Genomic DNA, 24,292 nt, shown 5'->3' on the forward strand with positions numbered 1-24,292 from the left:
ATTAAAATAATTTAATTCGAATCTTCTTTAAAGGTTCTGTTTTATCCCTTACCTATTCCCTACTGTGATTGTGTAATTTTATTAGAAACTAATAATTTTTCAATGCATTTCGGTAACATATCTAATAGTGTTTCAAATGCGTAGTTTACATCTAGACGTTCTGTCCATTGATGTGCATCTTTTCCTACCGGCCCCATATTTAATACTGGAACATCAAACTCTTCTAATTCCTGAAGCGGAATTGAATAACCTTTATCCCATAATGGCATATTGTCTACAAGCGAACTCATTGAATCCAGTGGATACTGCAAGCCTACATAGCTTAAATCTGAAATCCCCCCAAAATAATTTTGGTTTTCAAATGTAATCTTATGATTGTAGTGTGCATACTTTTCCATTTCTACAACTACCTCTTTTATTAAAGGATTGTTGCGCGAACTCACAGCTGGATAGTACGGCGGAGCGAAGAAAAGTACAATCATCGGTGCCTTTTCTTTACATAAAATCGCTAATTTATCTACTAAATCAATCGTTACCGCACGATCATCTTTATCTTCTCTATTTTTTATAATATTAGATTGAATATGATTTATTTTTTCTTGTCCATGTTGCTCAATTGCATATGTGATAAGCTCTTCATAAGTTAATACATTTACTTTAAGATTAGGTGGTATAAATGGATTATATTTAGAAAAACGATATGCATGTTTTTCATACGACTCTTCTATTTTCTCTGCTACTTTCGTTACTTTTTGACGTAACAATGAAACTACATCTGTCATTGATTTTTCTAATAAAAACAAATTAAATAATGTAACTGCACGATGCGGAATTTGTACAGAATAATCCTCTTTTAAGTCCCTTTGAAGTAAGTTAGTTGGCGGAGGACTCGCTTCCCCTTCTACAATATCACAAAGGTCTGTGTTTAACTCTAATTCTGCTGTTATTAATGAAGCCATATAACTCCCATTTAAGCCTGCAAAAGGTTCACCTACATGTGTCTCTTTTCCATAGCAAAGAAAACCAGGTAACACTTTACCAATAGAGCCAGTGTAAATATACTTATTTTGGTCACCAGGATGTCTTGAAAACATAGGCTCTGAGTTTAAGACCGTTTTATAATCTAAGTTATGCTCTCTAGCTAAATCTAACAGTCCCGGAACAGCGGCCCTCATCCCTACAGAATTCACTTCTTCATCTGGTACAGCCAATAAAAGAACATTCCCATCGAATCTTCCTTCACATGCTTGTTCAATCATTGCCATTTGTAATGCTAGACCGCATTTCATATCCATTGTTCCTCTACCAAACAGCCATTCCCCATGTTCTATATCTTCACGTACATGGTCTGGAAGTTCATCTTTATGAGAATAAAACATAGATGTTAACTTTTTAGGATTAAATGCATCTTCTTTCCACACTCCGTAATCTTGTACATCTACAACATCAAAGTGACTTACTAGAATTACAGTATTTTTTATACTATCGCTTTTCTTTACTAGTGCTGTAACAAAATATCGTCCGTCCCCTGTCGGATTTTTTTGTAAATGATGCGGGTTTTCTTTGAAGTACTGTAAATCAGATAACTGTTCCACAACAAAGTCTGGCAATATTACTTCAGCTTCTGAACCGGTAATACTAGGAATTTCAACAAGACCGCTTAATAATTGAATCAATTGTTCTTTTGATTGCCACTTTGACATATAAATCCCCCTATTTTTCCACATTATGAAAACTAATTCCAGTATATGAATAAAAAATGACGACAGCTATCAAAATTATAGTTCTGATGTACTGCCGATTTTTATTGATATTTCATGAGCCGCTTGTTTTACCTTGCTAATAAGAAAAGATAGTCGATCATCATTAATACGATGACTAATTAACCCAACACTTAATGCTCCTACTACTTTATGATTAAATCCGATAATAGGTGCAGCTACTGAAGCTGTCCCTTCTGTTTTTTCACCATAACTGACAGCATATCCTTCATTTTTTATTTGCTTTATTTGATTAAGAAGAATTTGCTTTTGTTCTGGTAATGAAGAAAGTAAATGTTCTACAATATGTTCCATTTCATTCGTTTTCATATTAGCAAGCATCGTTTTATTTGCGGCACCAATTGAAAGTGGAATTTGTTCCCCTAGATTATCGATAACTCGAATTTTTAAAGGACTATCCATTCTTTCAATGATAATAGAATGTGTTCCGTTTGGAATATTTAAATAGACACTTTCTTCGACTTCAAAGGCCAACCGCTTCATCACTTCTCTTGCAACTGATCTGTAGTCTACCTTCTCCAATTGACGTAACCCTATTTCCATCCACATTGGTCCAATTTTGTACTGTTTTGTCTCTGGTATTTGTGTAACTAACCCATGCTCCATTAGAGAGTTAAGTAATCTATGTACTGTACTAACTGGGAGATGTGTTCCATCTGCTATATCAGAAATAGCCCAATACTCTTTTTCATTTGTAGAATTCAATAATTTAATAATACTTATCGCTCGATCAATGGACTGTACCATAACTCGCCTCAACTTTACTCGTAATATGTTAGTATGCTTAATTAACTATCAATTTAGCAAACATTCGAAATGAAATCAATTTATTTATTTAATTTTCTAACAATAAAAACATATCACTAACAAAGAATTGAAAACGCAAACAAAAAAATATTGACTTTTCTTTTTAATTATCTGAAAATTATAACAAGATTTCACATCACGGAATACATTCCATAATACGGAAAAACATCAAACTTTATTCTATCAACTACGAAAGTGAGGAAAACAATGGCCCAAGTAAGTAATACAAACAATGAATTAAAACGAACGATGAAAAGTAGACACTTATTCATGATTGCACTCGGTGGTGTGATTGGAACGGGGTTATTTAACGGATCTGGCTTTATAATAAGTCAAGCTGGACCTGGCGGATCCGTACTTGCCTTTATGGCCGGTGGATTATTAATGTATTTCGTTATGCTATGTCTTGGTGAACTCGCTGTAGCCATGCCTGTCTCAGGTTCTTTCCAGGAATATGCCACTAAGTTCATCAATCCTGCAACTGGCTTTACAATCGGATGGTTGTATTGGTTAAGCTGGGCGAATACGACCGGTCTTGAATTTACAACTGCCGGCATTACAATGCAGCGCTGGTTTCCTGATATTCCTGTTTGGGTTTGGTGTTTAATATTTGGCGTTACAATCTTCACTATTAACGCATTATCTGCTCGTAGTTATGCAGAAACAGAATTTTGGTTTTCAAGTATAAAAGTATCTGCCATTATCGCTTTCATTATTCTTGGCGGCGCCGCTATGTTCGGTTTTATTGATTTAAAAGGCGACGAACCCGCTCCGCTATTATCAAATTTCGTAAATCATGGTGGTTTATTCCCAAATGGACTTGCCGCTATTCTTTTAACAATGGTTACAGTCAACTATTCCTTCCAAGGTACAGAACTTGTTGGAATCGCAGCAGGTGAAAGTGAAGATCCAGCAAAAACTTTACCTCGTTCTATTAGAAATATTATATGGCGCACGATGTTTTTCTTCGTCTTAGCAATCTTTGTTCTTGTTGCTTTAATTCCTTGGGAAGAAGCTGGATTAACAAAGAGCCCATTCGTTGCTGTTTTTGATAATATCGGTATTCCATATGCAGCTGATATTATGAACTTTGTTATTCTTACTGCTGTTCTTTCTGTTGCAAACTCAGGACTATACGCTGCTACTCGAATGCTTTGGTCTTTATCAAAAAACGAAATGGCTCCAACCTTTTTAAAGAAATTATCATCACGTGGAATTCCTCTCAACGCTTTAATCATGACGATAGCTATTTCTGCTTTTTCTCTTTTGACAAGCGTAGTAGCTGCTGAAACGGTTTACTTATGGCTCATTTCAATTTCCGGAGTCATTACCATTATTGTTTGGATGTCAATTTGTGTTTCTCAATTCTTTTTCCGCAAACATTATTTAGCAGACGGTGGAAAATTAGAAGACTTAAAATTTAAAACACCACTTTATCCACTCGTACCAATTCTTGGTTTTGGATTGTATGGCATTATATTAATCAGTCTTATTTTTATCCCAGAACAACGACTTGGAATCTATTGCACTGTACCATTTATCATCTTTTGCTATACCTACTATCACTTTAAAGTTAAGAAAAGAATATCTACTAACACTCATAGTGAAAGTAAAATTAGCGAGACTATGTAATATTTGACGATACATAAAAGACCACACGTGGCGCTTCACTTCATGTATGGTCTTTTATCGTTCCTTCTTTCATTTCTCCCTACTATTGAAAGGATTATTTATAACACTTTAAGTTCTGAATTTCTCAGATGAACTATGGGTTGAAAAGTGAGCATTTCAATACCTTCCCCCCAGATTTCAAGTTTTGCCAATGATGATGTTGAAAGTGTTAATGTAGTAAATGCTACAATACTAGCAATTATGATTTTTACTGTTCATAAGTTGATGATTCAGCTTACTATTACTGTTTTGTTTTGATATATTTAATATATATTTAAAGACAGACAGGAGTTAGATACGATGATAAAAGGTTTCGGAGGAATATTTTGGAGAACTAAGAATCTTGATGTTATAAAAAAATGGTACAGTGAAGTGTTGAAACTTGATATAGAAGATTGGAATGGGACTGTGATTAAACCCCAGTTAGGAAATGAGACCATCTTTTCTTTCTTTACTGAGAATGACAATTATTTTCCAACAGAACAACAAGTAATGTTAAATTTCCAAGTATATAATCTAAACAAGACTATAAAGCATCTTGAGAATATTGGTGTACCTCTTGAAAAGAAAGAAGAAATGAGTGAGTTTGGAAAGTTTATTTGGATTAAGGATCCTGAAGGTCGATTGATTGAACTTTGGGAGAAATAGACGGTTATAATCATTTACTATTAAGCTAATGATTGTTTTCATTTCACATAATAAATAAAAAAGTCGATTTCTTAACTCCACAGGAAATCGACTTTTTTTCGTATCCCATCACCATAAAATGAAACTACTTCCCTTGATTAGATTGTTTGCGAACATAAAATGCGAAAAATAGTTTTTTCTAGTTGCTTATTTAACCCTTCTAATTCGCTTTAAAATTATATAATGGCTTAATAATGTGCTTTATATCTATTGTTTCGTTCGTATTTTCGATAATTTCATCCATTGGCTTATATACCATTGGTGCCTCATCAATTGTGCTCTCTACTACCGATGTAGTCCACACCTCTGTCATCGTATTTTGGAAGTCCTCTAGACTCAATAATTCTTTAGCCTTCTTACGACTCATGATACGTCCTGCCCCATGCGGACCAGAAAAGTTCCAGTCTGGATTACCTTTACCAAATGCAATAATTGAACCATCTCTCATGTTAATTGGAATAATGACTCGTTCATCTTTCTGAGCTGAAATAGCACCTTTTCGTAGAATCATATTTTCCATGTCAATATAGTTATGTATTGTAGTAAATTGATCCGTTATTTTCCAGTCCATTTTCATAACAATTTCATCAATCATTGCTTTACGATTTAACGTAGCGTACTTTTGAGCAATATTCATGTCATTCATATAATCTTTGAATCCTTGCCCTTCTAAATAAGCTAGTTCTTTACGAATCTTAGGCTTCTGAATTCCTCTTAAAGTTTCTTGTATTTCTTTTGCTCTACCCTCTTCAGTTAATCTCTTAATAATCTCATCTTTCATTGATGTAACGTCAGTGAGTTGTTCATATGCAAATTTTTGGTAATACTCTGCAATTTGCTTACCTAAATTACGAGAACCGCTATGAATGACAATATATACATTTCCTTTTTCATCTTCATTTAATTCGACAAAATGATTTCCTCCCCCAAGAGTACCTATACTTTTTTGAGCGCGTTGTGATGTAAATGGAGCTCTCACACCATCAAAATCAATCATTTTTGAGAATCGATGTTCTTTATCTCGTATACGAAAACCACTTGGAACAAATTTACGAATTATTTCGTCTAAACAATCGAAATTAATTTCTTCTTTTTTCTTATCAATTACAAAAACTTCCATTCCACACCCAATATCTACCCCTACAAGATTAGGAACAATTTTATCTTGTATTGTCATTGTTGTTCCAATCGTACAACCTGCTCCTGCATGTGTATCTGGCATAATACGAATTTGACTATCCTTTACGAATTCTTGATTACAAAGATCAATAATCTGCCCAGTCGCAGTCTCATCAACGTTATTCGTAAATACTTTCGCTTCATTGTATTTTCCTTGTAATTTCAACATCTTTCATGTCCCCTTCCTTTTGAAAGAATTATTATATTACGTTGTTTCTGTTCTTATAATTACTATCATCTACCTTCTGCTTTCCATTATATATGTATGATATCCTTCACAATAATAAAAAATTATGATGATTAATCTTATTTACATAATATAATTACCGTATCCTTAAATTTATACCTACATATGAGTATTCCACGTCCTCGATATCAGTTATATATAACAAAAACTCCCCTTAAATCGAAAATGATTAAGGGGAGTTTTATATGCGATGCAATTATAGTTCAGATTTCACCCGAACAGAAACATTATTTTTAATTATATTTTTGACATCTTTAAAGCTAACAAAATTGTTACTTTTCTCATCCCAAAGACGGAAACGCAGTGATTGTAAGCTTGTAGCAAGCGTAATCGTTGGTACATTTTTTAAAGGAAGCGTATTATTGTGTGCCTCTTCTAGTTTATAGTTAGGTACTCTTGGGCTTAAATGGTGAACATGATGGAATCCAATATTACCCGTTAGAAATTGCAAAATTTTGGGAAGCTTATAAAAAGAACTTCCTTCCACTGCCGCTTTCACATATTCCCAATCTTTATCCTCTTCAAAATAAGAATCCTCAAATGTGTGCTGTACGTAAAACAGCCAAATCCCTACTGAACCTGCTATTAAGAATATAGTACCATGTACTAACAGAAACGATTGCCACCCAATCGCCCAGCAAAGTATAGCTACTACAGCAACGATTAAAATATTTGTTAAATAAGTGTTCATACGTTCTTTTTTTCTAGCACCTTTTCGGTTAAATCTATTTTTAAGCAGGAAAACATAAATTGGGCCTAACCCAAACATAACGAATGGATTGCGATATAAACGATATGCTAAACGGAGTCTAAATGGTGCTGCTACATATTCATCTACTGTAAGCGTCCAAATATCCCCTGTACCCCTCTTATCCAAATTACCACTCGTAGCGTGGTGAATAGAATGCTCATGCCCCCACTGATCAAATGGGAATAATGTTAAAACACCCATACACGTTCCAACTATTCTATTTGCACGTCGACTTTTAAAGAATGAATAATGGGTACAATCATGAAAAATAATGAAAATCCTTGTCATAAATCCAGCGGCTAACAGTGCTGGAACTAATGTTAACCAATAAGAAACTGACAAACTTTTATAAGCAAGGTACCATAAAATAATAAATGGCACGATTGTGTTGATCAGTTGCCAAACACTTTTTTTAATCGTTGATTTTTCAAAAGGAGCAACTTGTTTTTTTAAATTTTTAGTATTTTCTAAGGTCATTGTTCTAATTCCTTTCCTTTTTGTTGCTAATTCATATTATAGCACACTATTAGTATCAGGTGTTAAAAGTAGCTATAATAAATATTTTATACTATGAAAATCTCTTTTTTCTTACTCATTACTTACAAATTTCTTACGTCCAAAATAGCTTCTATAATTGGACAGACGGAGCATTTTATGTATCAAAAAAACTTCATATTTTTCCAATAAGTACATAAAAAACAGCGAGTTTTTTCACAAGAAGAAAAAAGCTGCAATCAGTCAGTTTCACCGACTTATCGCAGCTTCTCTTCTTTTTACCTTATTTTATCGATGAAGCCAAACTGCACCTGCAGACTTGTCTTCAGCTTGGCCTACTACTTCAAACTTCAGTCCTAGCTTCGGTAACTTACGTCCTGCATCAGGAATAACGCTGTTGATGTATTGCTTAGAATCATCAAATTTTGCCACTCCTGGTAATCCTTTATAATCAAAGATACCGCGTGTTGGTGAATTTACTTTCCATGCTGGTGTTTGATCAAATGAGAATGCCGCATCGGCAATTTGATAACGCGTACTGCTCTTCACAGTAGGTTGTCCGTTTAATGTCCCTACAATTGCCTCTGGATGAGAATCTACTACTCCTAAGAACCCTTCACCTGGATGAACGCCTACCCAGTTATCTGTAAAGCTTTGATCCGCATACCATACAACCATTCCTGTATTAAATACTGGGCCACGTGCATGTTGTAACGCAGTGTCAGAACCAGCGTAATTTCTCCACTCTACATAGTAATTATGTTTTTTCTGTTCAAATCCGTTAGACACAGTAAAGCCTTTTAACGTCATTGCTGGCTGACCTTCTGCATCATCAGAGAAAACAACTTTTCCATCTACAGTTAAGGCTGCATTATCTAACGCAAATCCTTTATAAGCTACTGCAATATCTGTTAAGTACTCAAATTGCAGTTTTACTTTTTTCCCTTTGAATTGGCTTAAATCGTATGATTTATCAACCCATTTACCATCAGTTGTATCCGCGCCGCCTTTTACATCTTTTTCGCCCATTCTATCAATGCGTGTCTTCGTTCCATCTTCTGCAATCGCATATACGTCAAGGAAATCATACTTCGCTTCAAGTTCGTAAAATGCCTTATAATCGAACTTAGCATCCTTTGCATTTGTTAAGTCAAATACTGGTGTCTCAAGTGTTGTATGAATGTCATTTCCTTTTGTACTGTAATAGAACTTCTTACCAAACGCCGATTCGATATTTTTTATATCTTTGTCCGGCAAGTTAACACGAACAATTCCAGGTCGTTTAGATTTTGTAGTACTTTGATCTACATATGTTGCAACACCGATTCCTTTGCTAAGTTTGTCATAATCTACTTCAAGAATATTCGCCCAGTTCCCCTTCATATTCTTTTGGAAAAACTCTTTATTTTGTGGCGAGAAACTCGTTGGCTCTGTTCCTGCAATTTTTCCAGCCCAGCTACCACCACTCATAATAGACCATGACTCAACAGGTTCACCTTGTCCTGAGTACTTTGTATCATATTCATCTGGTAAGCCTAAATCATGGCCATACTCATGTGCAAACACACCAACTGCTCCGTCTTCAGGCTCGATTGTATAATCATATGCAGCCATCTTTCCGCCCCAGTTCGAAACAGAAGATTTCGTGCCATCAATTGCATATGGTTTTGAACCTAGTTTTGAACGATGTGACCAAATCGCATCATCTTTCAATTTACCGCCGCCAGCTTCTTGACCAACGCCAGCATGTACAACCATTAAATGATCAATAATGCCATCTGGCTCATTTTTATTTCCATCACCATCTTGATCGTATTGATCAAATTGGTCATAGTCTGCTAAATTGATTCCTTTTGCTACCGCTGCTTTTAATGCTTCTTTCACAAAATCTTTTGGTCCTAAAGGCCCCTTGTTATCATGCCCAGTACCCGCATCAGCACCATAATCTGATGCTTTTCCTGGAACAGTAAGCCACTCTGTTACAGTCCCATCAACTGTATAGCTACCACCAGATTGTTCTTCATAATATTGCTTAAATGTGTTAATCTTCGATCCATCAAATAAAGTGAATGGTTCATCACCAAATAACATTTTTTGATAATGTTCACGATTAAAGTCCTTAGAATACATGTATCCTGGCTCTTGATCAATATTGTTATGCTTAAAATCGCTAAATTCTACAAGTAAAACAAGTACTTTATCTTTTCGAACAGCTCCATTGTATTCTTCTTGCTTCGCTGATGTAGTAGGTACTTTTCCATTTAATTTCCCTGGATTCAATGCTGCACCTTGTCCAGCTACTGGGCCTACTTCAGGCTGCTGTGCCTGTTCATTTTCCTTCATTTTTGTATCTTTTACTTTTTTCATAAAATCAGAAGCTTCTTGTGTAAGACTATCTCCTGTTAAGATTTCTTTCCCAGGGTTTTCCCCTTTCTTTTTCTCAACATATTTTTCGACAGCCTTTGACGTCTCAGCTTGTGATGCAGATTGATCAATTACCCCCCGTTGTTTTAGCGCTTCTGCCAAACGCTCCTCCGGTATTAAGTGCTCATCTATTGGTAGAGATGATGTTGGTGTCTCAGCATAAGCTGCGTGACCTCCAAAAGCAAACGTACTACTTAGTACTGCTGCTGTTGTTAATACCGCTAATGGTTTTAATTTCTTTTTCTTTTTCAATGTATTTCCTCCCCAGTGTCTGCAAATTATCGTTTTTTGCCGATAACAACATAATATTCGTTATAATACGAATATTCAATCTTTTTCAACAAATAAAATGTTGAGAAATATTTTTTTATGCAGGGTGAAATACATAAGATATAAAAACAAACAGACTCTCCTATAAATAAGAGTGAACTTTTATATGTTCTTAGTTACAATTAAAATCCAGTAAATCTGGGATTCATACTTTTTTAATAAAAATAAGAATTAAATATTTTCTATACTATTTAATCTATGGATTACCATATTACTCACTATTCTCATTATTACAAGCTAATAGTGGTTCGTACATCATTATAGCGTGATTCTCTGTTACATATTGATCTTCTATTAACTGTTTCTGTTGATTATATACTTTACGTTGAATCACATTATGTCGTATATAACCGCCCCAGTATGCAGGTTGAATTGAATGTTCTTTCTCATACACTTCATATTGATAAAGTTGCGGATAGACTGTTCTCCATTCACCAACTAAATATTCATCTGTCATATAAAGATGAAGTTGATACGGTTGGTCCGTTTCATTTTTAATTTGTAAATCCAAATAGTTATAGGAACAAGTTGCTCCACTCCCAAACGGTTGAGTTCGCCTAGAATCAGGAAAGACATCAAAGCTATGACGATATCGTTCTGTTACTGTCAGTGGTGTATGTAAAGTCATCCAATATATTAAATTCGAAAGCTGACAAAGACCTCCTCCAATACCTGTTTGAAAAGATCCGTAATGTAATACCATACCCTCTACATACCCTTTTTTCCTCGTAGGCTTACCTATTAAACGCCAGTAAGAAAATGTTTCTCCTGGTCTAATGACGATACCATTTAGTTTTTTAACAGCAATTTTCAAATTAACAACCTTATTCTGTTGATACCACATATCTACATCTTTGAGCTTACGGAGTAATATCGTTCGGTGCTGAATTGCTGTACAAGGTAGCTTTTCTTGTTGGAACCTTTTTGCATATGTTTTTCCGTCTGATAACCACTGAATATACCTCTTTGTAGAGTAATACCACGTCCCTAGCATAATTCGATACTTAGAACGCTGTTTAGGACGTAAGTGCACTATATTCATTTTATTCCCTCTCTCTTTCTTCAAATAAATTCTAATATATCTCTAATTCAATAAACTACAGTTTTCTTAGCGGCATAATAATTTTTGTAAATAAAAAACGCAAAAAAATAATAAATTTACTCTAGTGGAGATTTTATTTTGAGGATTGCTTTCTAATTATATGAAACTGCGCTACAATACGATAAATTGAAATAAACACATTATAAATATAACGGATAACCTTAAATAAAAAATAATGAAAATTAAAGAAATTCTAAAGTATTAATATATTTTTCGTAAATATTAATTGATAATACATTAGACTTTACTATATGTATAAATTCTCTATTCTACAAAACGAAATTTTTTAATGTAAGAAAAGAATATAATTCCCCTTTAACATTTATACAAGTCTCCTCTGAAAAACTTTACAAAACAATCCGAGCCCTTATATTTAGAATGAACACAAAAAATTGCCACCAGTTAGCTTAACTGGTTGGCAATTTTTTAACGAGAATGCTTTACAAATAGTTGAATTGCTTCTTGTGGTACATAGCACTTTCCATTACTCTCTACAATAATACTTCCTAATTCATACCCTTTACCATTGATACGAATTATATTTTTGTTACCAAATAGTTGTGCTTCTACTTTATTATGTTTTACCACAAGTAACGGGTTTACTCCTTCGGTTTTGTCGGCTGTTACAGTTGCACCGATTTTCTTAAAGGCTTGCTCACTCTCTAAAAATATTTTATTCGTTACTTCTTCTAAGTTAAAGCCCATCGCTTTGGCCATCGTCTTCGCAATGTCTGTATTCTGGATTAAGCCTTCTGGTTTTTGAGGTCCATAAGAATATAAGAATACATCCTCACCTGTATGTCCTCCTGTCGTAAAGCCGATATTTGCACGATTAGCCAATAATGTAGTAAGGATTCGTCCTACATCCATTTTCTTTTTTTCCGCTTTTAATTTTTCTTTTTCATCATGAGTTAGATTATCCAAACCGTATAGTTTAGCTACATCTTCTACATTTGATAAATCAGATTTCAGTTTATTTATAGTTCCTTCAAGTGTCATTTTCGCCTTTTTCAATGGATCAATGTATGCAGAAACCGGTGTAGTATTGTATCCTTTTGTCGTATTCCTATTCCCTATAGAGATGCCGCTGTTACCATGATCAGTTAAAGCGATAAGCATCGTATCCCCATCTTTCTTCGCAAATTGTAACGCCTTTGCTACCGCTTCATCAAATGCCAATACATCGCTAATAATCCCAATCGGATCATTAGCATGAGCTGCCCAATCTGGCTTACTACCTTCTACGAATAAAAAAAAGCCATCTTTATCTTTTGATAATGTTTGAATTGCTTTTTCTGTCATTTGAGAAAGTGTCGGTTGTTCTGGATTTGTTGCTATACGATCCATATCAAACGCAAGAGCATGATGTGAGAAAGAGCCCCAAATTTTATTAGATTTGGAGTTCAATAACGCATCTTTCGTTTCAACAAAATCGTATCCTTTGTCTTGAATCACCTTTACTAAATTTTCACCATCTTTTCGGATTCCATTACTTTTTATAGGTAGAAGCGCCGCTTTTCCCCCGCCTAATACGACATCTATATTTTGATATACTTGCTGCTTCGCAATTACGTTAAATCGCTTGCGATTGACATGGTGAGCTGAGAATCCCGCCGGAGTAGCATGCTGAATTTCAGATGTAGCAACAATTCCCGTTGCACGACCAGTACGTTTTGCACCTTCTAATACGTTTGCGACCGGCCGTAACTTGTCCTCTTCTTTTATTGGCTTTAAGCTAGGTGAATTTACAATAGAAGGTAGTACACCTACATATCCTGAATTCGATTTATTTCCAGTTGCTAATGCTGTTGCTGCTGGCGCTGAGTCTGTAATAGCTGATTCCGCCGAAAACGTACGAACACCTCCTGTTACAATTTGATCTAACGTAAGCGGTGCCCCTTTATACCAGCGAGCCAATGTTGTCGCCGTTGAACTCGTTCCGTCCATAACCATCATAATTATATTTTTAGGCTGGTGTTCTACTTTTTTCACCTTAGCTTTGGCCGCATGATAATTCATCATACTTTCCGTACTTAATACGCTTACTATTATAGCTCCCACCAATAGTAACTTTTTCATCTTCACACCATAATTCAACATGATTGTTCCTCCATAAACTTTGCATTCATTTCAATACACCTTATTTCCTTTTCCATACCAAAACCTACATATGTTTTATTAGTTCCCAATTCTCATAAAGCTAACAATAGTTACTTTCTCTTTCTTTAATTAAATATTGATATGTATCATTTATCTTATAAAAAAGATTTAACATCCTTTTCATTAATTACTTATTTAACAATAAATCCTCAATTAAAAGAAATAAAAATTTATTGTTAAACAATAAATTTCATGTTAAATTAATAAGATATTAAATAAATGAGGTGCTTTTTATGAAACAAGGATCCACACTCTTTTTAAAGACCGTTGTAATTCTGATCGGAATCCCCGTTCTTGCTATGTGCATTTTTTTAGTCCCTAAAATAGGAAATTTTGCCGCAGAATTATATCCAGATATTGCATATATTAAATATCTTGTATTTATCAATTTATACGCAACAGCAATACCTTATTACTTCGCACTGTACCAAACATTTAAGCTTTTAAACTATATTGATAAAAATAACGCATTCTCAGAGCTATCTGTTCAAGCTTTAAAAAATATTAAGTACAGCGCATTGGCAATTAGTGTATTATATGTATTAGGTATGCCACTTTTCTATCTCGTGGCAGAGAGAGATGACGCCCCTGGCATTATTATTATCGGAATGATTATGATTTTTGCTTCAATGGTAATCGCGGTCTTTGCTGCCGTTCTCCAAAGACTATTAAAAGATGCTATAGATATAAAATCAGAAAATGATTTAACGGTCTGAGGTGAATAATATGGCAATTATTATTAATATTGATGTAATGTTAGCAAAAAGAAAAATGAGTGTAACAGAACTTTCGGAGAAGGTTGGAATTACAATGGCTAACCTTTCTATCTTGAAAAATGGAAAAGCAAAAGCAGTCCGTTTTTCAACTTTAGAAGCAATATGTAAAGCATTAGAATGCCAACCCGGGGATATTTTAGAATATCAACCTGAAGATACCGAATAAAAAGAGTCCTTCATACGAGAAGGACTCTTTTTATTACACATTACGGCGCAAAACTAATTTGACCAGTAAACAATAGGATAATTGCTATGATCCAAAATATAAAAAATGATGAGGACAGTATTAATGAAAGAATAGCAATTCCCTTCTTCTCTGTTCTTTTCGTCATTGTGATTATTGAAAGCATGATACCTACACCTGTCAGGGTAATTGTAATATAATCTCCAACTATATTACCTGCATTGGCTATCCTTGTTGGCGTTATAAAAACGAATAGAAAACACAAAATGCCGATGAGTAAAGATATATAGCTTATTATACTGTACTTCTTTTTAGGAACTATTTCTGTTTTCATACTAACCCCACCCCTTCTATATAGCTATGAGTTCATATTAACACGAATAACCATAATTTGGTTAAAACATAAAAAAGATAAAGTGGACGCTATCACTTTATCCTTCAGTTTATTTCTATCTAACAATTAACCTGGCTACTTCTTTAATAAAGATGGACGGACATTCTTTAACTCCTAGCAATTTTTATATACAGAAAATAAAATGAAATAGTTCTAAAAAATAAAGACTGTACCTTTAAAATGAAATATACAGTCTTAAATACTAACTTATTTTATAAAGAAAACTCTCTATTTATCACTACCTTAAAAAACTCCGAGTAATGTGATAAAGAATAATCCGCTACATCACAATTACCTTGAAACATACATGTTGAAATACCTAATTCTTTTGCAGGTAATAAATCTAATTCTCTATCTCCAATAGCTAAATCAATATTGTATTTTTTATGCAGATGATTATAAGCCAAAGAGTTCGGCTTTCGAGGAAAGCCATCGTCAATTGTAACCATATCTACGAAGTATTTTTCCCAGCCGTAATATTTTAAAATGGCCATAACCCCTTTCCTATGTTTATGGGTCATAATCACATTTTTATTTGCAAATTTCAAAACCTCTTCGACACCCGCAAAAGGTTCCATATCTTTTGGAGTAAATTTCCCCTTCAAAACTTTAATTTTTTCTTCCTGCTCGCATGAAATATTATAATATTGAATTGCATGAGAGTATGATATTTTTAAGTTTTTGTATATTTCTTGTTTTTCTACTGAATCACCTAATATTTCAGAAAGCATCATTGTATATGCAGGATACGTATCAAATAACGTCCCATCAAAATCCCATAAAATATTCATTCTATTCACCTTCTATTTTCAAATCATTCAATGACTAAATCCGCCCTATCCTTCGGCAATTCCATTTCTAAGTAATAATCCTCTGCTTTCCAATACCTATTTTCAAACTTTGAAAGGTTTTTCTGCGTTTTTTCACTCTCACGTAGAAACCTTGTCTCTCTTGGACAGTCCAAATAGACCATATAATGAAAGAAATCTCTCCATTCTTTTCGCTGTAGAAAGACTCCTTCAATAACAATTACGCCTACAATAGGAATCTGTACTTTTTTCATTTCACATGAGTCTGTTTCCTCTTGATAAAAAGGCAAAGTCAGTTTTGTCTCATGTTGTAACTTCTGAAAAAACTTCTGCCTCAAGTATGGAATATCCCACTGTAAACAATAATACTCATACCATTCTTCATATCCTGTATGATAGCGTTTATTACGCTCCACTATGTGATCATCAATATGAAAAATATGAAACGGAATGCCTTCTTGTTTCATATTTTCTTTTAAATTTGCTACGAATGTTGTTTTTCCAGATCGACTTAAACCATCTATACCTAAAATGAATCTATTTTCCCTATGCTTCTTCATAATCTTTATAAGTTCGTTTGTGCTCATTACTTCTTCCACTCTTCTTTTAATAAAGAATATAAAATAGTATCATGAGCAACTCCATTTTGAATCATATGTTTTCGAAGTAATCCTTCTTCTTGAAACCCTGCTTTACTTAATAATTTTTGAGAAGCTTTATTTTCTACATATACAACAGCAGCAATTCTTATAAGTTGCAATGTTTCAAACCCGTAAGCTAAAATCGCCTGTAACGCTTCCGTTGCGTACCCTTGTCCCCAATATGTATCATCTAATTCATAACCAATTTCAGCTCGTCTATGATGATTGTTAATTAAATGAAATCCACACGTCCCAATTAATTGGCCCGTCCCTTTTTTCTCGATTCCCCAGCGAAATACACTTCCTTCTTCATAACGATTTTTAAACGTTTGAATCGTTGTTTTCGCTTGCTCAATATTTTGGAAAGAATCCATTCCGAAATAACGTATAACAGATTCTTTCGAAAAATAACGGAACATCGTTTCCGCATCTAATAGTGTAAGTTCTCTTAAGAATAAACGTTCTGTTTCTAGTTTCGGAAATCCCATCTCTCTTTCTCCCTCTATTCTAATGAACTACAAATTTCAATATAATTTCCATCTGGATCAGCAATGTAAGAAATTGTTTGTCCCCACGGTTTTACAATAGGTTCAACTAAAATCTTAATACCTTGTTCTCTAAATTGCTCAATCGTTTCTTGTACATTCTCAACAACGAATCCTAATTCGAAATGAGAAGACTGTAATTCACCTTCTGTAAGCGGTAGTCCTGTTAATTCTTTCACATCTTGCCGCGTATTCATCGCTAAAATGGTAGTTCCAGTATTAAATTCAATATATGTACCGTGCTCTGCTTTTATAGGTAACTGTAAAATATCTTTATAGAATTTTAAACATTCCTCAAACTTTTCTACATATAAAATGATGTACTTCATTTTCAAATCCATTTTACATCCCCCTTTATATCTACCCCTAAAATTTCGACAAAAGTCTCATAAAAACCTTGTTCTTTGTAGTAATGAGCAAAAAAAATGAGGCCGATTTCTCGGCCCCCCAGCTTATTGGCATAAAACAGGAGATTTGGTTTGGACATAACCAGTTCGTACTTTTATTATATTTTATTTTTTCTGAATTTTAAATACATTAAACACCTATTTATATTGAGAAAGTTTTTTGCTTGCATAAAATTAAAGAGTTTAAGAAATGATACAAATGGAGGTGTATACATATGGAACCAATGCTATGTCCAAGTTGTAAAACGAACCGTACTCGCTTTAATATTCTTGAGCAACAAGTAAAACCAGTCAAATTAAATCCACAAACTGGTCAAGTAGAAGAAGAATATACAAATGACACGATGAATGCTTTTCATATGGCCTATCAAGGACCTACTTATCGCGTCCAATGCGCTGTATGTGGGCTTGTTGAAAACCCAGAACAATTTATTAAACCTGCTCAAAATCAGTCTTTCTAATAAAAACATTATTATCCCTTATAGAAATAGATTTTTCTATAAGGGATTTTTCCGTTTAATAACTTAATTAAAAATGTGTTTCTTCCTTATTATATGTTAAACTTCGCACTCTTTTGGAAATGTTTACATAAGAGAGGTAAAACAAACAATAAAAAGATAACGCTTCCATCAATATTTCTACTATTAACTTGTCATATAGTCATCTTTTACTTTTGGATCTTCGATTGGGAGAAAATAACGACTCCTTACGATCTAACAATATGGATTGTTTCTACTATTTGTAGTCTTTTACTTTACTACCATTTTTAAAATCAAAAATCTAATAAATTAATATTAATTGCTAGTTCGTTATTATTGATTATTTCTTCTTCATTTATGATTTTTTTAGGTGTTGTTACTGATATTATCTTTGTAACTGTTAGTTCTATGAATTAAAAAGTTGGTCTTTTATTATATAAAAAAGAATGAACAAAAAAAATATATATAGAAATTAGAGAAGTTGATTCCCATCAATATATATCTTCTCTAAGAATATCACTCTTTGTTAAAATATTTCCTTTTTTAACTTTTTAATCTTCCTAAATAAATTAATGAACGCATATAAATATATACAAACTAAAAACCCTACCATACCTTTATATAATCCTGATTCTGATACTCCAAGAAAACATAAGTAAAGCACTGGAATTAACATTACAAACATAATTGCAACGAACTGTATCAATTCAACAAGTTTTTGTATCTTCGTTTCTTTGTCTGAATAAATATCAGGTAACTCATTTTCCTCTTCTACTTCTTTACAAAAGTAATTCCACTTCGCAAAACTCGTTACATGTTTCCAACCACACATTTCATATATTTCGATATATTCTTTTTGTTTTTCTGTCGAATCTTTATACTCTAATCTAAAGTCTGCTTTATATACTACATCTTTCGGCTCAGTTTTCTTAAACCTATACATTACGTTATACTTTTGTAACGCCCAGCCTTGTTGATGCATTTTACGTAAATACGCTTCTTCTTTTTCTAAGCTCCATACTGCGAAAGGTTTGAATATCTTCTTTGTCTCCATCTTCCATTCACTCCCCTAATATACTGTTTCCATTCTTTACAGACCGCTGTAATCTGTTGTACTCCAGTTCCAGCACTTCTCTCCCAAACGGCGTTAACTCATAGCACTTCTTTCTATCTGTAGAGGCAACTTCAACAATTAACTTCTCTTTTAGTAACTTCGCCGTATTCCCGTATAAAGTACCAGGACCAAGCTTTACTTCCCCATTTGTCATCTCTTCTACCATTTGCATAATTCCATATCCGTGCATTGGTTTCACTAGTGATAACAGTATGTAATATGTCGCCTCAGTTAACGGAATATATTTTTGCGCCTTCGCATTCATTATAACTACCTCCGATGCATCGCCTTATGATATATCGATATTGTATAATCATATTCCAAAATATGCAAGAGTAATTTAATAATTAAATATCCATTTCTTTGAATTAAAAAACCATACAAATTTTCTGAATAATTTGTTAAAATATAGAAATATTAGCTCTTTTATAATGAAAGGAATGGTACATATGATACATAAATTGAAAGAAAACATCGGATCTGTGTTTGTTGGGAAAGAAAATGTTATTGATCTACTGCTCGTTTCACTTCTTGCTGATGGACATGCACTACTCGAAGACGTGCCTGGTACTGGGAAAACGTTACTGGCGAAAACCATTTCCAAAAGTATTGGTGGTAGTTTTTCTCGCGTTCAATTCACCCCTGATGTACTTCCAAGTGATGTAACAGGTATTGAATACTTCAACCCAAAAACAAGCGAATTCGAATTAAGAATTGGACCGGTTATGACAAACATTTTGCTAGCAGATGAAATTAACCGTGCAATGCCGAGAACGCAGTCGAGTTTGTTAGAAGCGATGGAAGAACGACAAGTGACGCTCGAAAAAAAATCTACGCCTCTGCCGAAACCGTTCTTTGTTATTGCGACGCAAAACCCAATCGAATCACAAGGGACTTTCCCTCTTCCAGATGCACAGCTTGATCGCTTTTTAATGACGATTTCAATTGGTTATCCAACTCCTAAAGATGAGTTACAAATGATGCGACGTTTTCGGAACGATTTACCATTAGAAAGTGTCACATCTGTCATCTCATTAGAAGATATTTTAGAAGCTCAAAAACGAGTAAAAGAAATATTTGTTTCGGAACCGTTAGAACATTACATTATTAAACTTGCTCATGCTACAAGAAATCATGATTATATCGCTAACGGTGTAAGCCCACGTGCCACATTAGCTTTAGTACGTGCTGTTCAAGCTTTAGCCTTTTTACATGGGAGAGAATATTGCACACCAGAAGATATACAATTGTTAGTTCCTTCTGTTTGGAATCACCGTATCGTCTTATCAATGGAAGGTGCATTACGTACGACAAAAAATGATATTATGCAAAGTATTTTAAAAGAAGTTGATGTACCCGTGGAGATTGAGCAAGCATGAATGGACAGCGCGTTGTAACTGTACCTTTATTTTTTCAACTTCATATTATTCAACTAACCGTTCCAATCGCGTTACTTTTCACATTCTTTTTCCCGCAACGAATGCTTATGTTTCTCTTTTTCTTCTATTATATATTTGCGATTTTTATTTATAAATATGTCGCTTTCATAGAGAAGAAGTTTCAAATCATAAATGAGAAACAAACTACACGGCTTTTTCCTGAGGAATCTGGACAGTTTTTTATTCATTTAAAAAATGGAGCCAGCATACCGCTCGTTAATGGTGTTTGTTACTTTCATTTAAATTCGTCCCTTATACCGCATAAAGAGCAAGGCATTGAACAAATATCAAAAACGTTATTCTCTTTCCCATTTTCACAACCTGCACATTCGGCACAAAAATGGGATTTAACATTAACCGCTACGAAGCGTGGGGTGTTTCAAATTGAACAGTTTGAATGTGTATTAAAAGATCCATTTCATCTATTAACTGTACATTTACCTGTTTTTGATAAATTAAGGACTGAAATTATTGTGTATCCTTCTCCTAAAGAAGTAGCAGGTTTGCAAGAACTTCAGCAACTTTTAATCGGATCCTATCAAACGAATTTTTCTTTTTACAATGACGAAACATCTATTATAGGTGTAAAACGCTATGAACGTGAATCATTCCGTTCTATTCATTGGAAGGCATCTGCTAAAATGCAGGAATTACAAGCGAAGCAATATGAACCTGTAAAAAATTATAGTTGGACGATTTGTCTTTCTTTAGCTGCCGATCGTGGATTTGGTTGGAAAGATAATGTTGAAGATTTAATTTCATTCGCAACATACATTTGCCAATATGCAACGAAGCATCAAATACCGTTTGAATTATTTATTAGTGTATTAGCAGAAGGTGGTGCATTACATTTATCGTTACATGAAGGGCAAACGCAATATGCAAAAGCTTTAGAAGAATTAGCCCGTATTTCAGATGATAGTACGTTACTTCCGAAACAAGGATTCCTTCATTATGTAACGAGAAAGAGAGAACGATCGTCTACAATGATATACATTGGTTTACAAAGAAATGAACTCCCTCTTCTCTCGCAGCCAACGTTTCTCATTACTAGTGAAGGGATGGTGGAATCGGTTGAAAACTTGGCTATATCACATTCATGATTTCATTCTGCTCCTCCTGCTTTCATTATTAACAGAAAGAGATGAACTAATTAGTATTGCAATATTTTTAACAATAGGCTATATTGGAGTATTTCTTATTCATAAATTTATGCAGAAAAAAACAACAGGATTTGTAATACTTTTAGTTCTTCAAATCGTTCTTTTCTCTTTATTTTTACCTTTTTCTCTTTTTGGCACAATCATATTACCACTATTTTTCTTTATCGTACATGTGGTCGGACCTGGATATCCAGTTCAAAAATCTTTAGGTGGTATTGTATGGTTTGTCGTTTCAGTTATATTTTATGCACCCTTTCCACCGTTGTGGAAACTATTAATGTTAGCCTTGCATCTTATGATTACATTTTGGTTAACCGGGGCAAATCGCAAACAACAACTATTACGTTTTGCTTCTATCATTACGATTGGCTTAATGAGTATATTAATTGTTCAAATATTTCCTTTCATTCGACTTATTTTTGGTTTTATAACGGAAGTAGTCGCATTAGGCGTCGGCTATGCTTTAATGCCATTAATTAAAGCAGCGGAATTAAAAGATACTGAAGATGTTTGGGCAAATAAAGGACATCTCTTAAAACCAAAAATTGAAGACGGAAAAAAAATTCCTGATTTTGATCCAATACTCATAAATAGCGCTACAATAATAGTCTGTACAGCTATCGCTATTTACGTCGTTTGGAAAATAGTAAAAAAACGAAAACAATTCAGTTTACCAAATATGCACGTCTTCGAATCTACTATCATTACTGATAAAGAAGGAATGAGCCAAAATCGTTTTAAACGAAATAAACCGCCACATAACGAAATTCGGAAGGAAATTTTCAAGCTAGAGAGTAAGTTAACCCCTCCTTTAAATAGAAAACGGGGAGAAACTGTTGAGGCTTGGCTAGAAAGAATACATGATGAAGAAGATGTAAATATTCAAAGTGATATTATTATAGATGCTTATAATACGGTGCGTTATTCAAATGGTAAAAGCATTGTACTTCTGCATGAATTTAAGGAAGAGATTCATAATCTTTATGCATATCAAAAACATTTGAAGAAAAGAAAGAAATAAGACAACAAAAGACTCCTATTTTTTCATTCATGTGCTCAGTTTAGGGAGAGAAAAATGCTAATAACCATTAGAAATAACACAATAATTTGTATGTATTTCGCATTATAAATAGCAAACTAAAACGCTCAGAAAATATTCTGAGCGTTTTCATTTCCTTCTTCAACTAAAGTACCAGTTAGTGCAAAAAGCTATTTCACCATTTGTATTGTTAACTTATCTTTTAACATTGAGCTATATGAGTCAATTTCATATTTTGTATTATTGATTTTTTCTTTTTTCATTTTTAACATATCGAATATTTCTAATTCTAAATTCCTTCTAGCTTCAAGAACTTTTATCGCTCCTTCTACACCTGAATGGTTATGTTCTTTCCCATAGCCTTGGTTAGTGTAATAGTCGACGATTCCTGTGGACCATTCTGGAGTTCTTTCTTTTAGTGCCTTCCTAAATGAAAATTCAAGATTATCTTGTTCTACATACAATAACATTGGATTTAAATTCTCTATAATTTTTGCAACTTTCATTACATAATTTATTATTTTTTCTTTTTGTTCACCATATTTAATCATCCCAATAGTTAATGAGTTTTGTATGAAACAACATTCAAAGATATAAACCTTATTGTCTTCTAGAGCACTTTCAGTAAAGTCATTCCATTTGTCAGCAATTAATTCAACATTTTTATCGAATGACAATTCATATATATCGTTTTTTGAAATATCGTTAAATAATTCGTCCGAAAACTGATCACCAAACTCATTTTTTATCTTTCTGTATGGTAATAAATAATTGCTTCCTTTTTTTAGAACTCTTTTAAGAAGCACTTCTTTAAAATCTCCACTGTTAGATAATAATCTATCAAATTCAAATTTATTAAAACAAGATACACCATCATAGTCGGCTGGATGGTTCAAATTTCCCTCTAAAAATAGTTCAACTTCAATTTTATTTTGGCTTAGAATTTCATTTATTAGCTTTGCAGTGGTTGATTTTCCAAATCCAGGTAAACCTTCTACTATTATTAGTTTTGTGTTCATAATTATAAATCCCTTTCTTCAAAGTATTTAACCAAGATAAAAAAATCACTTACTTCACTGCAATCACCCCTTCAAAATATGATATTCACCATTTCCTTTGAAAAATCCTGCTTAAAGTAACCTGACCGTTAGTTTAAGAACATTTTTTCACAATCTCTATAATTATTTTAACGTAATTTTCCATTTACCTTTTAAAAAATATAGTCCACCATTATTTGAGTGAACTATCTAAATTAAATTATATCTTTTAAATCAAACGATTTTCCAGTAATACCCAATCGTTATACTGGTGTTTTTACTGCTTTCTTTTTCCCTTCGTTTGTGGTAAATGGCATACAAAAGTTATAATGGGTTCGAATTATCGTTAGAGCCATTTGTGCGTATTTTGGATTAAAATTAGAATAGATATAACTTTTACCATCTCCACGAGCTATCATTAAAGGTCTTTCTAGACAACCAATTTAGCAATGGTTTTAGTATATAAAATAGCAAGAGTACATAAAAGTGCTTAAACATTTTAATAACAATATAAAAAGGGATGCTAAATCATATGTGATTTACATCCCTTTTTTGTTTGTTATTTTATATTTTCTCTCCCGTAACTGAACCCGTTATTTATTCATAGGAGTCTTTTTATACTTCTACGTTG

24 protein-coding genes and 1 pseudogene are annotated in these 24,292 nt (G+C 33.5%); 9 read left to right on the top strand and 16 right to left on the bottom strand.

Annotated features, from left to right (window positions below):
- Window positions 1-59: 59 nt before the first annotated feature.
- Complete coding sequence (locus NZ044_RS14705; RefSeq protein WP_118961927.1) at window positions 60-1,727, bottom strand: M20/M25/M40 family metallo-hydrolase; 1,668 nt, start codon at window positions 1,725-1,727, stop codon at window positions 60-62.
- A gap of 51 nt (window positions 1,728-1,778) precedes the next feature.
- A complete protein-coding gene (locus tag NZ044_RS14710) occupies window positions 1,779-2,528 on the bottom strand; it encodes an IclR family transcriptional regulator (protein ID WP_000250748.1) in 750 nt (249 codons plus the stop codon).
- 267 nt (window positions 2,529-2,795) lie between these two features.
- Between NZ044_RS14710 and NZ044_RS14715 the strand changes: the two genes are divergently transcribed.
- Window positions 2,796-4,220: an amino acid permease gene (locus NZ044_RS14715; RefSeq protein WP_000079997.1), complete on the top strand. Its 1,425-nt coding sequence runs from the start codon at window positions 2,796-2,798 to the stop codon at window positions 4,218-4,220.
- A 339-nt stretch (window positions 4,221-4,559) separates the two neighbouring features.
- Complete coding sequence (locus NZ044_RS14720; protein ID WP_000589588.1) at window positions 4,560-4,907, top strand: VOC family protein; 348 nt, start codon at window positions 4,560-4,562, stop codon at window positions 4,905-4,907.
- A gap of 199 nt (window positions 4,908-5,106) precedes the next feature.
- Here the strand turns inward: NZ044_RS14720 and NZ044_RS14725 are convergent, their stop codons facing one another.
- The 5 genes from NZ044_RS14725 to NZ044_RS14745 form a co-directional block, all read right to left on the bottom strand.
- Window positions 5,107-6,294 carry an RtcB family protein gene (locus NZ044_RS14725; protein WP_340949813.1) on the bottom strand — a complete coding sequence of 396 codons (1,188 nt, stop codon included), beginning with the start codon at window positions 6,292-6,294 and terminating at the stop codon, window positions 5,107-5,109.
- A gap of 274 nt (window positions 6,295-6,568) precedes the next feature.
- A complete protein-coding gene (locus tag NZ044_RS14730) occupies window positions 6,569-7,600 on the bottom strand; it encodes a fatty acid desaturase (protein ID WP_000171500.1) in 1,032 nt (343 codons plus the stop codon).
- Between the two features lie 306 nt (window positions 7,601-7,906).
- Complete coding sequence (locus tag NZ044_RS14735; protein ID WP_000727453.1) at window positions 7,907-10,294, bottom strand: immune inhibitor A domain-containing protein; 2,388 nt, start codon at window positions 10,292-10,294, stop codon at window positions 7,907-7,909.
- Window positions 10,295-10,583: 289 nt separating this feature from the next.
- Window positions 10,584-11,414 carry a VanW family protein gene (locus tag NZ044_RS14740; protein ID WP_001028246.1) on the bottom strand — a complete coding sequence of 277 codons (831 nt, stop codon included), beginning with the start codon at window positions 11,412-11,414 and terminating at the stop codon, window positions 10,584-10,586.
- Between the two features lie 486 nt (window positions 11,415-11,900).
- Window positions 11,901-13,574, bottom strand: coding sequence for an alkaline phosphatase (locus NZ044_RS14745; RefSeq protein WP_097826176.1), 1,674 nt, complete (start codon window positions 13,572-13,574; stop codon window positions 11,901-11,903).
- A 293-nt stretch (window positions 13,575-13,867) separates the two neighbouring features.
- Between NZ044_RS14745 and NZ044_RS14750 the strand changes: the two genes are divergently transcribed.
- Entirely contained in the window at window positions 13,868-14,350 is a 483-nt protein-coding gene (locus NZ044_RS14750) for a DUF2975 domain-containing protein (protein ID WP_000809118.1), read from the top strand.
- A gap of 10 nt (window positions 14,351-14,360) precedes the next feature.
- Window positions 14,361-14,576 (top strand): helix-turn-helix domain-containing protein, encoded by a 216-nt coding sequence (locus NZ044_RS14755; RefSeq protein ID WP_000974619.1) that lies wholly within the window; start codon window positions 14,361-14,363, stop codon window positions 14,574-14,576.
- Between the two features lie 40 nt (window positions 14,577-14,616).
- Here the strand turns inward: NZ044_RS14755 and NZ044_RS14760 are convergent, their stop codons facing one another.
- The 6 genes from NZ044_RS14760 to NZ044_RS14785 form a co-directional block, all read right to left on the bottom strand.
- Window positions 14,617-14,928 (bottom strand): hypothetical protein, encoded by a 312-nt coding sequence (locus NZ044_RS14760; RefSeq protein WP_097826177.1) that lies wholly within the window; start codon window positions 14,926-14,928, stop codon window positions 14,617-14,619.
- Window positions 14,929-15,200: 272 nt separating this feature from the next.
- Complete coding sequence (locus NZ044_RS14765; RefSeq protein ID WP_001024238.1) at window positions 15,201-15,779, bottom strand: HAD-IA family hydrolase; 579 nt, start codon at window positions 15,777-15,779, stop codon at window positions 15,201-15,203.
- Window positions 15,780-15,802: 23 nt separating this feature from the next.
- Window positions 15,803-16,384, bottom strand: a complete 582-nt coding sequence (locus NZ044_RS14770; RefSeq protein ID WP_000106089.1) for a kinase — start codon at window positions 16,382-16,384, stop codon at window positions 15,803-15,805.
- Window positions 16,384-16,926, bottom strand: coding sequence for a GNAT family N-acetyltransferase (locus NZ044_RS14775; RefSeq protein ID WP_000506642.1), 543 nt, complete (start codon window positions 16,924-16,926; stop codon window positions 16,384-16,386). The genes NZ044_RS14770 and NZ044_RS14775 overlap by 1 nt, the downstream gene beginning before the upstream one ends.
- 14 nt (window positions 16,927-16,940) lie before the next feature.
- Window positions 16,941-17,324, bottom strand: coding sequence for a VOC family protein (locus NZ044_RS14780; protein ID WP_000364500.1), 384 nt, complete (start codon window positions 17,322-17,324; stop codon window positions 16,941-16,943).
- Entirely contained in the window at window positions 17,315-17,470 is a 156-nt protein-coding gene (locus NZ044_RS14785) for a hypothetical protein (protein WP_000042838.1), read from the bottom strand. The genes NZ044_RS14780 and NZ044_RS14785 overlap by 10 nt, the downstream gene beginning before the upstream one ends.
- 135 nt (window positions 17,471-17,605) lie before the next feature.
- On the opposite strand from NZ044_RS14785, the gene NZ044_RS14790 reads away from it, so the two are divergent.
- Window positions 17,606-17,851, top strand: coding sequence for a hypothetical protein (locus tag NZ044_RS14790; protein ID WP_000433605.1), 246 nt, complete (start codon window positions 17,606-17,608; stop codon window positions 17,849-17,851).
- Window positions 17,852-17,944: 93 nt separating this feature from the next.
- Window positions 17,945-18,286: pseudogene (locus tag NZ044_RS14795) on the top strand (hypothetical protein).
- A 109-nt stretch (window positions 18,287-18,395) separates the two neighbouring features.
- Here NZ044_RS14795 and NZ044_RS14800 read toward each other — a convergent pair.
- A complete protein-coding gene (locus NZ044_RS14800; protein WP_000448309.1) occupies window positions 18,396-18,923 on the bottom strand; it encodes a DUF2812 domain-containing protein in 528 nt (175 codons plus the stop codon).
- A gap of 7 nt (window positions 18,924-18,930) precedes the next feature.
- On the bottom strand, window positions 18,931-19,248 hold the full coding sequence (locus NZ044_RS14805) for a PadR family transcriptional regulator (RefSeq protein WP_097826178.1): 318 nt from the start codon (window positions 19,246-19,248) through the stop codon (window positions 18,931-18,933).
- Between the two features lie 184 nt (window positions 19,249-19,432).
- Between NZ044_RS14805 and NZ044_RS14810 the strand changes: the two genes are divergently transcribed.
- The 3 genes from NZ044_RS14810 to NZ044_RS14820 are packed head-to-tail and all read left to right on the top strand — an operon-like array spanning window position 19,433 to window position 22,606.
- Window positions 19,433-20,362 (top strand): AAA family ATPase, encoded by a 930-nt coding sequence (locus NZ044_RS14810; RefSeq protein ID WP_000581417.1) that lies wholly within the window; start codon window positions 19,433-19,435, stop codon window positions 20,360-20,362.
- Window positions 20,359-21,525, top strand: a complete 1,167-nt coding sequence (locus NZ044_RS14815) for a DUF58 domain-containing protein (protein WP_001014386.1) — start codon at window positions 20,359-20,361, stop codon at window positions 21,523-21,525. The genes NZ044_RS14810 and NZ044_RS14815 overlap by 4 nt, the downstream gene beginning before the upstream one ends.
- Window positions 21,497-22,606 (top strand): DUF4018 domain-containing protein, encoded by a 1,110-nt coding sequence (locus NZ044_RS14820; RefSeq protein ID WP_097826179.1) that lies wholly within the window; start codon window positions 21,497-21,499, stop codon window positions 22,604-22,606. Before NZ044_RS14815 ends, NZ044_RS14820 begins: the two co-directional genes overlap by 29 nt.
- Before the next feature lie 188 nt (window positions 22,607-22,794).
- Here NZ044_RS14820 and NZ044_RS14825 read toward each other — a convergent pair whose 3' ends face one another.
- Window positions 22,795-23,643: a hypothetical protein gene (locus NZ044_RS14825; protein ID WP_001093193.1), complete on the bottom strand. Its 849-nt coding sequence runs from the start codon at window positions 23,641-23,643 to the stop codon at window positions 22,795-22,797.
- Window positions 23,644-24,292 lie beyond the last annotated feature (649 nt).

The sequence above is a fragment of the Bacillus sp. FSL K6-1338 genome, assembly GCF_038006965.1.
GTDB lineage: Bacteria > Bacillota > Bacilli > Bacillales > Bacillaceae_G > Bacillus_A > Bacillus_A thuringiensis_S.

Excerpts from the sequence above, each read along its gene's own strand:
- NZ044_RS14815 (WP_001014386.1), top strand. The coding sequence starts at position 20,359 with ATGAATGGACAGCGCGTTGTAACTGTACCTTTATTTTTTCAACTTCAT.
- NZ044_RS14760 (WP_097826177.1), bottom strand. The coding sequence starts at position 14,928 with ATGAAAACAGAAATAGTTCCTAAAAAGAAGTACAGTATAATAAGCTAT.
- NZ044_RS14785 (WP_000042838.1), bottom strand. The coding sequence starts at position 17,470 with ATGTCCAAACCAAATCTCCTGTTTTATGCCAATAAGCTGGGGGGCCGA.
- NZ044_RS14775 (WP_000506642.1), bottom strand. The coding sequence starts at position 16,926 with ATGGGATTTCCGAAACTAGAAACAGAACGTTTATTCTTAAGAGAACTT.
- NZ044_RS14720 (WP_000589588.1), top strand. The coding sequence starts at position 4,560 with ATGATAAAAGGTTTCGGAGGAATATTTTGGAGAACTAAGAATCTTGAT.
- NZ044_RS14730 (WP_000171500.1), bottom strand. The coding sequence starts at position 7,600 with ATGACCTTAGAAAATACTAAAAATTTAAAAAAACAAGTTGCTCCTTTT.
- NZ044_RS14780 (WP_000364500.1), bottom strand. The coding sequence starts at position 17,324 with ATGGATTTGAAAATGAAGTACATCATTTTATATGTAGAAAAGTTTGAG.
- NZ044_RS14825 (WP_001093193.1), bottom strand. The coding sequence starts at position 23,643 with ATGAACACAAAACTAATAATAGTAGAAGGTTTACCTGGATTTGGAAAA.
- NZ044_RS14790 (WP_000433605.1), top strand. The coding sequence starts at position 17,606 with ATGGAACCAATGCTATGTCCAAGTTGTAAAACGAACCGTACTCGCTTT.
- NZ044_RS14800 (WP_000448309.1), bottom strand. The coding sequence starts at position 18,923 with ATGGAGACAAAGAAGATATTCAAACCTTTCGCAGTATGGAGCTTAGAA.
- NZ044_RS14805 (WP_097826178.1), bottom strand. The coding sequence starts at position 19,248 with ATGAATGCGAAGGCGCAAAAATATATTCCGTTAACTGAGGCGACATAT.
- NZ044_RS14745 (WP_097826176.1), bottom strand. The coding sequence starts at position 13,574 with ATGTTGAATTATGGTGTGAAGATGAAAAAGTTACTATTGGTGGGAGCT.
- NZ044_RS14810 (WP_000581417.1), top strand. The coding sequence starts at position 19,433 with ATGATACATAAATTGAAAGAAAACATCGGATCTGTGTTTGTTGGGAAA.
- NZ044_RS14710 (WP_000250748.1), bottom strand. The coding sequence starts at position 2,528 with ATGGTACAGTCCATTGATCGAGCGATAAGTATTATTAAATTATTGAAT.
- NZ044_RS14740 (WP_001028246.1), bottom strand. The coding sequence starts at position 11,414 with ATGAATATAGTGCACTTACGTCCTAAACAGCGTTCTAAGTATCGAATT.
- NZ044_RS14725 (WP_340949813.1), bottom strand. The coding sequence starts at position 6,294 with ATGTTGAAATTACAAGGAAAATACAATGAAGCGAAAGTATTTACGAAT.
- NZ044_RS14715 (WP_000079997.1), top strand. The coding sequence starts at position 2,796 with ATGGCCCAAGTAAGTAATACAAACAATGAATTAAAACGAACGATGAAA.
- NZ044_RS14770 (WP_000106089.1), bottom strand. The coding sequence starts at position 16,384 with ATGAGCACAAACGAACTTATAAAGATTATGAAGAAGCATAGGGAAAAT.
- NZ044_RS14765 (WP_001024238.1), bottom strand. The coding sequence starts at position 15,779 with ATGAATATTTTATGGGATTTTGATGGGACGTTATTTGATACGTATCCT.
- NZ044_RS14755 (WP_000974619.1), top strand. The coding sequence starts at position 14,361 with ATGGCAATTATTATTAATATTGATGTAATGTTAGCAAAAAGAAAAATG.
- NZ044_RS14705 (WP_118961927.1), bottom strand. The coding sequence starts at position 1,727 with ATGTGGAAAAATAGGGGGATTTATATGTCAAAGTGGCAATCAAAAGAA.
- NZ044_RS14750 (WP_000809118.1), top strand. The coding sequence starts at position 13,868 with ATGAAACAAGGATCCACACTCTTTTTAAAGACCGTTGTAATTCTGATC.